The organism is Marinicrinis sediminis, assembly GCF_042685085.1.
Classification (GTDB): Bacteria; Bacillota; Bacilli; order Paenibacillales; family KCTC-33676; genus Marinicrinis; species Marinicrinis sediminis.
The window spans coordinates 184,587-195,443 of record NZ_JBHUMM010000045.1; the positions used below are offsets into that span (position 1 = coordinate 184,587).

Genomic DNA, 10,857 nt, shown 5'->3' on the forward strand with positions numbered 1-10,857 from the left:
TTATCATTTTGATCCTCATTCACTGTTATCGTCATGTCTCTTTGCTGTTACGTCTCTGCACCCCCATGTGACTGATTAGTTCTGACTTATTGGTCAAGCTGTTGTTCCTTTATAATAAACTGGTTGGTCAGTCAATACAAGTCCCTGTTCATTTCATTTGTGAATAATTCAGGAAGTTCAAGTCTCTCTCAAGTTCAGATCAAGCTGGTAAGCTGGTAGCCAGCCAGCACAAGCGAGGGAAAGCGAGGGATATGTACCCGGATAAACGAGTGACTGCAAAAAAAGCGCACACGCTGAATCATCAGCGTGTACGCTTTCCTCTCATTGTTGTTTCAGTTGACGCGCCCTGTCAACAGATCGCATCGTTCACCTATAGCATACTACTATACAATCCTTCTATAGAATACTTCCTCCAAACACCATGCGGTACTCCCAGTGCTTGCCTGCAAGCGTATCAATCCGTACGCCGCCAGAGTTCTTGGAGTAGGTGTGCATGATTTTGCCGTTCCCCAGGTAGATGGCGTTATGGCTGATGCGCTGTTTGGATTTGTTGATACCCGTATAGTTGCTCTTTGCAGTCCCTTTGTAGCCCATGAAGAAGATGACATCTCCGGGCTTGAGGCTGCGCCAGTTGGTCGTGGTCTTGCCATTTTTCTTGAAATAGTTTGCCTGTGAGCGTGAATTGCTCGGTAGCTTGATCCCGGTTGCTTTCTGATAAACGTGCCGCACAAAGTCCGAGCAGTCAAAAGTCGTGGTCGTTGCCCGATTGGAACCGTATTGGTAAGGCGTCCCCAGATACTTCTTGCCGGTGCGCACGATGGCATTTCGGGATGAAGAGCTGCTCGAAGAAGATGCGCTCGATACCCGGGCCGGAGACGAGGATGTGGTGCGAACATATTTGCTCAAGCTGGACACATAGCCAACTCGTCCACGATCATCCTTGATCTTGTACCAATACTTGTTCGGCTTGGATAAGATGGTGATCTTGTCTCCACGATCCAGCATTCCTTTTGTACTGGCAGAGAGAGATGGAGCTGTACGAAAATTAACATCCCTTACGATCGAACCGCTGTTTGCTCCTTCTGCTGCAGACGGAAACAATCCGAGGCTGCTGATCGTAAGTACAGATGCTAACGCTGCTGCTGTCATTCCCTTGAAGTTCTTTTTCATACAAATGGTTCCTCCTCAACAATTCTCCCATGAGATTTCAAAAGCTTGTATGCTTGTCCTTTACTCCGCAATCAGACTAACACAGGCTGGAAATGCACGGGCGTTGAAAATGTTGGAACCGTCATATAACAAGGTTTAAAACTGTATACGTATTCATTTCCAATCTCCAGACCCCCTTATCTTGAGACCGCCCACGAAATGTATAAAATTCAACGCTTGTTCTGTGATCAATGTCACAGCCACTATCCTTTATATATTGTAATATTCGAATATAGTCATATATCAATCAAAAGGAGGTCATGAGAGATGGATACATCCTTGCAGCAATACGAGCAGACTGCGGAATGGCTGAAACTGATGGCACACCCGATTCGACTATGTATTCTGCATGGTCTCTCTGAGAAAACATCCTGCAATGTCAGCTATATGCAGCAGTGCTTGCAGGTTCCGCAACCGACGATTTCCCAACATCTGCAGAAGCTGAAGAGCGCAGGTCTCATACAAGCAGAACGAAACGGACTTGAAATGCATTATCGATTGGCCAGTGAAGAAGTAAGAGGTTTGCTATTGCAGCTATTCCACACCTCATCCCGCTTCGATTCCCAAAACAACCATCAGGAAACTAACTAATCAGGAGGCGTTCGTATGACAAATCATCCACAAAAAGTACTCATTGTAGGCGGAGTAGCCGGAGGAGCTTCCGCAGCGGCCCGGTTAAGAAGACTCGACGAGCAGGCGCACATTGTCCTATTTGAAAGAGGCCCTTATATTTCATTTGCAAATTGCGGTCTGCCTTATCATATCAGTGAAACGATTCAGGATCGGGGGAAATTGCTCGTCCAAACACCTGAAGCCATGACCCAGCGATTTAATCTGGACATTCGGATCGAAAGCGAAGTCGTCGCCATTGACCCGGAGCGGAAGATGGTGACCGTCAACAGCCGGGAGCGCGGACAATATGAGGAATCGTATGACCAGTTGCTGCTCTCTCCGGGAGCGAAGCCGATTCGGCCTGCATTGCCTGGTATGGATCACGAACGGGTATTCACGTTGCGCAGCATTCCAGATATGGACCGAATCAAGGAACAGATTCAAGCCCATCGCCCTCAGCATGCCACCATTATCGGAGGCGGGTTCATTGGGGTAGAGATGGCAGAAAACTTGCGGGAGATTGGATTGGACGTAGCCTTGATTGAAGCCGGCCCGCACATTCTGGCACCCTTTGATGCAGATGTATCCGTATGGATCGAGCATGAACTCCAGCAAAAAGGGGTTCATCTGCTTGCAGAGCATCGCTTGACCGCCATCGCGGAACAAGCCGACAAGCTGCAGCTATCGTTTGAACACCCTAACCAGCCACTGGAAACGGACTTTGTCATTCTGGCCATTGGTGTCCAGCCAGACACCGCTTTTCTGGCAGACAGCGGCATTGAACGTACAGATCGAGGCCACATCATCGTTGACGAGCAGTGTCGAACCAATGTGGCAGATATCTATGCCGTCGGGGATGCCATTCAGGTTGCAGACAAAGTAAATGGCCATGCCACAGCTGTTCCTCTTGCCGGACCAGCCAACAAGCAGGGACGGATCGCAGCGGATCAGATCGCAGGCTTGTCCACCACGTATACAGGGACGCAGGGGACGGCCATTATCAAGGTATTTGATCTGACTGCAGCCTGCACAGGCATGAACGAAAAGGCCTTGAAGCAGCAGAACATCCCGTACCAGAAAGTCATCGTTCACCCACTTTCCCATGCGGGCTATTATCCCGGAGCTTCAGCAATGACACTCAAAATCCTGTTCGATGAACAAGGAAAGCTGCTGGGCGGGCAGGCAGTCGGAAAGGATGGGGTGGACAAGCGCATCGATGTGCTGGCCACGGCGATCCATTTCAAAGGATCGATCAACGATCTGACCGAGCTCGAACTGTCGTACGCTCCCCCTTACTCTTCTGCCAAAGATCCCGTCAACATGGCCGGATATGCGGCAGAAAATATCCGTACCGGAAAGACCCGTGTCTTTGCTGTAGAAGATCTATCTACCCGTGACGAGCAGAGCGTTCTGCTTGATGTACGGACGAAAAAGGAATTTGAGCAAGGTCATATTCCAGGCTCTGTGCACATCCCGGTCGATGAACTGCGCGATCGCATAAATGAGCTGCCGACAGAAACAGAAATCTGGGTATATTGCCAGGTTGGCATCCGCGGTTACACGGCCAGCCGCATATTGGAGCAGCACGGCTATGAAACCCGTAATCTCACTGGCGGATACAAGTCCTATGCAGCGATGAACCGGTAACCAATCGAATCCAACAAAAAGAGCATAAAACGAATAAAAATCGAGTAGCAGGGGGTGCGTAATCCCCCCTTTCTACTCGATTTTCTTTTATCACGGTTGCCTGCATTCGTACCCGATTAAATCATCATTCTAGTCACGCTTATAGTTGATTGATGTTGTGAAAATTCGTTCATTTATGTAAAGTTTGGATTAGGATCATACACATGTGTAACTGACATCTTGCAGAACGGCATGGATGCAAATAAATGGTTTCAAAACGTTCAATATGCCCATGAATCAATGAAATGTGATGAGTTCAGGTCAACACACAGAAAGAGGGGTTGTATGAAAATCAGGTACATGCTTGGAATCGTGATCTTAGCCATCACGCTTTTCTACGGAGGGAAGCTCCTGTTTCAGCATCTGATGACCCATAAAGAAATCCCTTCTACTCGCTCTGTCGTCAAGCTTCTGGATCTCTATGACGCGCAGTTAATAGGACCGTTTGAATCGGATCTTATGGACACCTCTCCCTATTTGTACGGATTTTATATTTGGGAGGAAAAGGGACAGACTCCCAAGGTTGCGATTGTGGATCAACATTTCGGAAATCGAGGTCGCGATTCCGTTAATAGCACGTATTTAATCATACATGGTGGAACTGAACTCTCTTCTTCAGATCAAAATGAAGCAAAGAAATGGATCGAACATTCCTCCAGGGAATCGAATGAAAAAGACGTGTTATCCAAGCATCTAATTGAATTTCACCGAGAAAACAGGACGAAAACGTATACCTTCTATAAATTAAGATCGACGAATGCGTTTAATTTAGACTGGATCAGCAACGACAGCCATTCTATCACCACTTTTAAAGAAGGCTATATTGAATTAAAAGATTACTAGCGATCCGGACATTCACGCTGGAGGTAAGGCCAGGAGGAACCGGACGGAGCCAAGCTGAATGCAGAAAAGAAGCGGCACTGTTTTTACACAGTAGCCGCTTCTTGATCATAGAGAGCCGTTTGGTTCCGACCCTGTCCTTTCGCCCTATATAGGGCTTCATCCGCCTCCTTGATGAGACGCTCGAGCTCCTGGCCCGCCTTGCTCACGCCGAGGGAGACGGTCAGAGTTCCGCCAGGTTGATGACTTTCCCCGTAAAATGAAGTCTCCTCTATTGTCGTACGCACGATCTCTGCTACTTGCTCCGCTTCATTCAGATCGTCTGTATCTACCATCATAATGAACTCTTCCCCGCCAAAGCGTCCGGCCAGATGAGGAGTTGATACTTCTTCCTGGAGCAGCTTGCCCAGTTTGCCCAGCAGCAAATCTCCGGCGATATGACCATGGGTATCGTTATATACCTTGAAATGATCGATATCCATCATAATAATGTATCCGGTTCGGCCGCTCAGCGACTCCCGGACCTTGGATTCAAAATAGCGCAGATTCGGCAGACCCGTCTTCGCATCATAGGCAGACAATACATACAGCTCTTCCCGGTCGATAAACGACTTCGTATGTTCGTTGATCATCAAGACCGTAAACAAAAGCGACAGTGTCCCGAACAAAGCCATAAAGCCGGAAATGATGATCCATTCCTTTGCAGGCAGCTCAAGGGTAAATACCCCAATGACATACGTCAGCAAATGCTCCATCAATGCAAGTCCGACAATATTGGTAACCCGAATCATCGGATAGTAGGATATCTTCTGCTCCGACAGCAGTGGTGACAGCTGCTTCAGATGCTGCTTTCGGATGCGGGTGCGCGGATACAGGAAGCCGCCGATGCCCACTGGCAGCAGCACCGTCACCATTACACCAAGCCAGGCCGTATCCCCGCCCAGCAGCAATCGATATCCCATTACCGGAATAGCGGCCAACAATCCCCATACAGGGCCGGCGAGACTGGCATAGATGAGCATCGGTGTACTTCGGAGATCGAACAAGATCCCGTTGATCACAAATTGATCATGCATGATCGCGATCGTAAAAACGCCAATCAGCAAGGACAGGCCCACCATATAAGAATATCGATGCCGCTTGCTCACAACCGGGTTCAACCAGTCCCGAAACTTCAAGAATAGAAAGGTCAAGGTAATCATAACTGTCATATTGTATATAAACGCTTGAATCATGTTTAAATTCCCCACTGACTACGTTTTTCAGACCGCACTGCCTCATGGTGTGGGCAGACCTCTGCAGACTGTCCTTTCATTTAATCACATATAGACGCTTACTCACAAGGCAATGTGCGCTTTTTCGCTATTTTTCTTGCCTCGCGTCCTCCCAAATACGACAAAAAACGACCTCCCTGTTGGAAAGTCGCCTGTTTCTCTTCCGGTTCAGCCAAGGTTCAGCCAGCTTCTCAGGCCATCACCGCATAAATATAGTACACACCGAACAGCATACTCAATGTCCCGGTCCATCTTACAAAGGACCGATGAAATCCAGTCCATCGCTGGCTCATCACAAAGGGCATCCCCAGCAAGGTTGTAAACAAAAACATGCCGGCTACAGTCCCTCCGCCAAAGATGAGCATATACAAGGCGCCCTGCCACCAAGTGTCTACCGTGGCCAGAGTTAGCAGGACCAGTGCGGCACTGCCAGCGAGGCCATGCACCGTTCCAATGAAGATGGAGCGATACCATTGACTTCTAGGCGAAATTCCCGTCTCCCCTGCCTGCGCGGAGACCTGATGCCGATGAGCCCACATGCTGGTCAATCCAAAATAAATGATCATCAGTCCTACCGCAATCTCCATCGTCGACACCCAGGTTTCCGGGAGCTGAAATTTGCTTATGATCAATACCATACCTACAATCAGCATGGTGACTGAATGCCCGATCCCCCAGAAGACCCCTGCCATGGAAGACTGGGAAAGCTTCTTCGAACGACTGGCAATCGTCGAAACGGCAATCACATGATCCGGTTCAATCGCATGCTTAATTCCTAATCCAAATCCTAACAGCAACAATGACCACAAGCTTGCCTCCATGATCCTCACTCCAGTCCGTTAATGTTTCTCTCGATGTATATGTCTATGTTATATAACCTAACACAGATATTATAGCATACTTTAATCAGACTTGGAATGACCGTCTCGCAAAAGATTCACCATCACTTGCCAAAACCAGCTTTTGACATCCTTCTCTCGCTTTGATACACTTCTCTCATATACCCCCCGGTAGTATATAGAGGGCGGATATGCGCTGCCGCAAAACAAAAACCAGATCGATCGACAATCAGTCGGGAGGAATCAGTATGGGACACCATCATCATCATGGGCCCGGGCATGGGCTTCACGGGCATGGGCACAGTCATGGAATCGGCCATAACAATATGCGTGGGCTTGCCATCGCCCTGATCGTCACAACCAGCATCATGGTGCTGGAAGCGATCGGCGGTATCATTACCCACAGTCTGGCTCTGCTGTCTGACAGCGGGCACATGCTCAGCGACGCCGCTTCTCTGGCACTCAGTCTGACCGCCATCTGGATCGCCAAACGACCCACCACCATGGGCAAGACCTATGGGTATCACCGCTTTGAAGTTCTGGCTGCACTGGTGAACAGCATGACGCTGTTTTTCATTGCCGGCTTCATTTTATGGGAGGCATTCGAGCGCATTCAGGACCCCCCTGAAGTAGCTGGCGGCGTCATGATGCTCATTGCCTGCATCGGACTTGCTGCCAATCTGCTTAGTGCCTGGGTGCTGATGAAGCAGGGAGACACGAAGGACAACCTGAATGTGCGAAGCGCCTATCTGCATGTGCTGGGAGACGCACTCGGTTCAGTTGGAGCCATTGCTGCCGGCGCAGTCATGCTGCTGTTTGGCTGGTTCTGGGCTGATCCGGTTATCAGTGTGCTAGTCGCCCTGCTGATCTTGCGAGGGGCATGGGGAGTATTGGCCGGAACGATTCATATTCTCATGGAGGGGACCCCTCCTTCGATCCAGCCCGAAGAGGTGAAATCCTCTCTCCTTTCCCTGCCCGGCGTTTCAGACGTACACGACCTTCATATTTGGACCATCACATCCGGCAAGCACGTAATCGCCTGCCATGTGGTCATTGAAGATACGATGCAGTGGCAGTCTGTCCTGGCATGTTCGCTGCAGCTGCTGGAAAATAAATACCACCTGCATCATGCTACGATACAGGTGGAGTCGAAGGATTTTGAGCATCATCCATGTGATTTTTAATGAGATTCTCCACCTCTGTGGAGAGTTCTTCCGTGGAACGAAAGGGCGCTTTCACCTGAAGCATGCGTTCGAGCAACTGCCGGGCCCTTGAGGGAAGGCCCAGTTCCTCCTGCCAGCTGCGCTCCGACTCATTCGCTGCCGGTTCATAGGATGAATAGAGCAGAAACAGCACGAGATGGGCCAGCGCATAATGATCGCTTTGACAGAACGGAGCTTTTCGCGGATCAAAGGCCGGATCTTGCCTCGTCTGTTCCCACAAGAACGGACGGGAATCATCCTGTTTGCAGGCGAGTCCAAAGTCAATGACAAACAGCCGATCTTCATGCACAATGACGTTTGGAATGCGCAAATCGCGATGTACGATTCCCTTTTGGTGAATATGCTGCACAATGTCCAGCAGCTTGTGCAGCATTTGAAAGGCCTCTGCATGAGAGTAGCGAACTCCCTGTTCGAAAATCTGCTCCCAAAACGTCGCGCCCTCCACCCACGCCATCACAACAAACTCTTGCTGCTGCCATTCAAACTGCTCGACGAGTGTCGGGATGGCCGGATGATGCAATTGCGACAGCATGTCGATCTCGTTCTGATGGGCACGCAGGCCCTGCTTATTCTTCTTGCTGCTCGGTCGGAGCTGCTTCATTACATAACGCTCTCCGGAACTGCGATGACGAACCAGATAGGCCATCCCGTACCCGCCCGCCCCGAGAAAATCCATGATCTCGTAGGATCTGATTTGCTTGCCTTTCTCATACGGACGATCCACGACGAACACTTCCCACACATGCCTGAACCACTCAGCCTGCAAGGTGAAAAAACGAAGCACCGGACGAGGGCTCAAGAAGAAAAAAAGCTGTGACTGCTGCGGGAGCGCTTGTAATGACCGTGTCCGTAACGGCTGTGTCCCCGGTGAGCCTGTCTCGGCGGATAGTAGCGGTCACTGCTGCTCATTGAATGCCGCGCATGACGGTAATGACCGTGGCCCTGATGAGGACGATGCATGGCGTGCATGCTGCTGCTGTGATGTCGGTAACCGCGCTGCTTCAGCATTCTCATTGCATGTCTGCCCTTTTTCATTACCAAATAAGCACCGAGAGCAATGATGATGATAAATATAAGAAATAAAACGCCCAAAAACTTTAACATTCGCTTCATCCTTTCTCGTTTTGAATACCCATACATACGCAATCCAATCTGAATGGTTTCACATGAGGCAGGCTCGCGCATATGAAAAAAGCCGTCCTCCCGGTGAGAACGACTGACCCTCTGACTGTTCATGCTGAAACTGCCCGCTGGACCTGTCTTACAGACACGTTTCCTCTACCGTTGTCACTAAATTTTTGATCACCGATACGGCATTCTCCAGAGACAGCGAATAGTAGCGTTGTGTACCCTGCTGCTCCATCGCAAGCAGTCCGTTATCGCGCAAAATTTTCAAATGGTGGGAGATGGCTGGTCTGGATAAATTGGATGACGCCGCAATCTCATTCACTGTCAAAGGCTGCTGCTCAGCGAGCAACAAAATAATGTCCTGCCTCGCTGAATCACTCAACGCCTGAAATAAGGGTATACACACCCGAAATCGCTCGACTGCATCCTGGTGCATCTCCGCCCCCTCCTTGCTCAGCTTTTCTGCTGAATTTTTTTCACGATGGTGGTGACCAGTTTGCGCGGCATAAAGCGTACGCTCTGGGCAAGCATTCGATTGCGCCACCCCGGAATCACGACTCGTTTTCCGCGCATCGTTCCGTCATACCCGATTCTCGCAACTGTCCGCGCGTCCATCACACCGCTTTTCAACAGGCCTGATCCCTGCAAATTGGCCCTTTCTTCAAACCCCGTCGCGGTTGCCCCCGGGCAGAGGGCTGTCACGGTGATCCCATGATCCTCCAATTCCTTGGCCAATGCCTCGCTGAAGGAAAGCACGAACGCCTTCGTTGCATAATAGACCGCCATGAGAGGACCTGGCTGAAACGCAGCCGTTGAAGCCACGTTTAATATGCGGCCGCGGCCTTTCTTCACCATATCCTGCAAAGCCAGCTTTGTCAATTGCGTCAGCGACCGTACATTCAGGTCAATCATGTTCAGTTCATCCTGCAGATCCGTCTCTGCAAAAGGACCAAACAATCCATACCCTGCATTGTTCACCAGGATATCTACAGACCAACCCGCTTCCTGCACAGACGTCCACAGCGCTTCGATCTCTGCGGGCTTAGCCAGATCATGTACAAATAGAGCTACAGGCACTCCGTACTGCTGCTCGATCTCTTGCTTGGCCTGCTCCAGCTTCTGTCCGCTTCTGGCAGTCAGGATGAGCGTATGACCCGCTGCGGCAAACTCCCGCGCGAGTTCCAATCCAATTCCTCCGGATGCCCCCGTAATTAAAACTGTCTGTGTCATGTCAATTCCTCCTGTATGTTCGCATATCACTTGCTGCTTCGATTGGCTGTTGCGTTTCCTGCACTAGTTTTCTTCTGGCGTGAGAATTCATGCATAAGCTCCCCGACGATCACTTCTCTATTTAATAGATGTTTTGGTTCTTTGGTTCTGTTGTTGAATTAGTTCATTTAGTGCTTTTAGGGCTTTTAGGGCTTTTAGGGCTTTTAGGGCTTTTAGGGCTTTTAGGGCTTTTAGGGCTTTTAGGGCTTTTAGGGCTTTTAGGGCTTTTAGGGCTTTTAGGGCTTTTAGGGCTTTTAGGGCTTTTGGTTGTTTTGGTTGTTTTGGTTGTTTTGGTTGTTTTGGTTGTTTTGGTTGTTTTGGTTGTTTTGGTTGTTTTGGTTGTTTTGGTTGTTTTGGTTGTTTTGGTTGTTTTGGTTCTTTTCGTTGTTTTCGTTGTTTGAGTTGTTTTGTTTTCAAATATGCTGGTTATCCTAACTGTCATATGTTCTAATGTTTAATCATTTAAACATATCAGTTGTGTTTTATTGTACGTCAATCGGCACAGTTGCGCAAGAGTCATTAATCTCTTTAACGTTCCTGGCCTTATACAGCACAAATGAAAGTATGCTCGTATGGAGGCAGACAAGCGAGGATATATAGGGCGTTTTCATGGTCGCTGGGCTTACACAAAAAAGGGCTGCTATCCCCAATCTGATATGCTCCCCTTTGAGTAGACACCTGAAATAACAAAATTCAGGACTACTCAAAGGGGAGCTTTTTTATGGGAAGAAGACGAATCAGTTATGACAAGAAAATGGAAGCTGTAGAGAAATACAA

The 10,857-nt window shown here is 49.2% G+C and carries 12 protein-coding genes; 4 read left to right on the forward strand and 8 right to left on the reverse strand.

The window, feature by feature from the left end; all coding sequences use genetic code 11:
- Positions 1-396: 396 nt before the first annotated feature.
- Positions 397-1,170: a C40 family peptidase gene (locus tag ACFSUC_RS19195; RefSeq protein WP_379931264.1), complete on the reverse strand. Its 774-nt coding sequence runs from the start codon at positions 1,168-1,170 to the stop codon at positions 397-399.
- A gap of 306 nt (positions 1,171-1,476) precedes the next feature.
- Here ACFSUC_RS19195 and ACFSUC_RS19200 point away from each other — a divergent pair, with 306 nt between their 5' ends.
- From ACFSUC_RS19200 to ACFSUC_RS19210, 3 genes are all read left to right on the forward strand, one after another.
- Complete coding sequence (locus tag ACFSUC_RS19200; protein WP_379931265.1) at positions 1,477-1,800, forward strand: ArsR/SmtB family transcription factor; 324 nt, start codon at positions 1,477-1,479, stop codon at positions 1,798-1,800.
- Between the two features lie 15 nt (positions 1,801-1,815).
- Positions 1,816-3,468 carry an FAD-dependent oxidoreductase gene (locus ACFSUC_RS19205; protein ID WP_379931266.1) on the forward strand — a complete coding sequence of 551 codons (1,653 nt, stop codon included), beginning with the start codon at positions 1,816-1,818 and terminating at the stop codon, positions 3,466-3,468.
- 324 nt (positions 3,469-3,792) lie between these two features.
- Positions 3,793-4,350 (forward strand): hypothetical protein, encoded by a 558-nt coding sequence (locus ACFSUC_RS19210; protein WP_379931267.1) that lies wholly within the window; start codon positions 3,793-3,795, stop codon positions 4,348-4,350.
- Between the two features lie 83 nt (positions 4,351-4,433).
- On the opposite strand, the gene ACFSUC_RS19215 is transcribed toward ACFSUC_RS19210, so the two are convergent.
- A complete protein-coding gene (locus tag ACFSUC_RS19215) occupies positions 4,434-5,582 on the reverse strand; it encodes a diguanylate cyclase (RefSeq protein ID WP_379931268.1) in 1,149 nt (382 codons plus the stop codon).
- A gap of 230 nt (positions 5,583-5,812) precedes the next feature.
- Positions 5,813-6,442 carry a HoxN/HupN/NixA family nickel/cobalt transporter gene (locus ACFSUC_RS19220; protein WP_379931269.1) on the reverse strand — a complete coding sequence of 210 codons (630 nt, stop codon included), beginning with the start codon at positions 6,440-6,442 and terminating at the stop codon, positions 5,813-5,815.
- A 266-nt stretch (positions 6,443-6,708) separates the two neighbouring features.
- Here ACFSUC_RS19220 and ACFSUC_RS19225 point away from each other — a divergent pair, with 266 nt between their 5' ends.
- Positions 6,709-7,644: a cation diffusion facilitator family transporter gene (locus tag ACFSUC_RS19225; protein ID WP_379931270.1), complete on the forward strand. Its 936-nt coding sequence runs from the start codon at positions 6,709-6,711 to the stop codon at positions 7,642-7,644.
- Here ACFSUC_RS19225 and ACFSUC_RS19230 read toward each other — a convergent pair.
- From ACFSUC_RS19230 to ACFSUC_RS19250, 5 genes are all read right to left on the reverse strand, one after another.
- Positions 7,592-8,467: a serine/threonine protein kinase gene (locus ACFSUC_RS19230; RefSeq protein WP_379931271.1), complete on the reverse strand. Its 876-nt coding sequence runs from the start codon at positions 8,465-8,467 to the stop codon at positions 7,592-7,594. The genes ACFSUC_RS19225 and ACFSUC_RS19230 overlap by 53 nt on opposite strands.
- 11 nt (positions 8,468-8,478) lie before the next feature.
- Positions 8,479-8,787 (reverse strand): hypothetical protein, encoded by a 309-nt coding sequence (locus ACFSUC_RS19235; RefSeq protein WP_379931272.1) that lies wholly within the window; start codon positions 8,785-8,787, stop codon positions 8,479-8,481.
- A gap of 157 nt (positions 8,788-8,944) precedes the next feature.
- On the reverse strand, positions 8,945-9,247 hold the full coding sequence (locus tag ACFSUC_RS19240; RefSeq protein ID WP_379931273.1) for an ArsR/SmtB family transcription factor: 303 nt from the start codon (positions 9,245-9,247) through the stop codon (positions 8,945-8,947).
- Between the two features lie 17 nt (positions 9,248-9,264).
- Complete coding sequence (locus ACFSUC_RS19245; RefSeq protein ID WP_379931274.1) at positions 9,265-10,041, reverse strand: SDR family NAD(P)-dependent oxidoreductase; 777 nt, start codon at positions 10,039-10,041, stop codon at positions 9,265-9,267.
- A 117-nt stretch (positions 10,042-10,158) separates the two neighbouring features.
- Complete coding sequence (locus ACFSUC_RS19250) at positions 10,159-10,497, reverse strand: hypothetical protein (RefSeq protein ID WP_379931275.1); 339 nt, start codon at positions 10,495-10,497, stop codon at positions 10,159-10,161.
- Positions 10,498-10,857 lie beyond the last annotated feature (360 nt).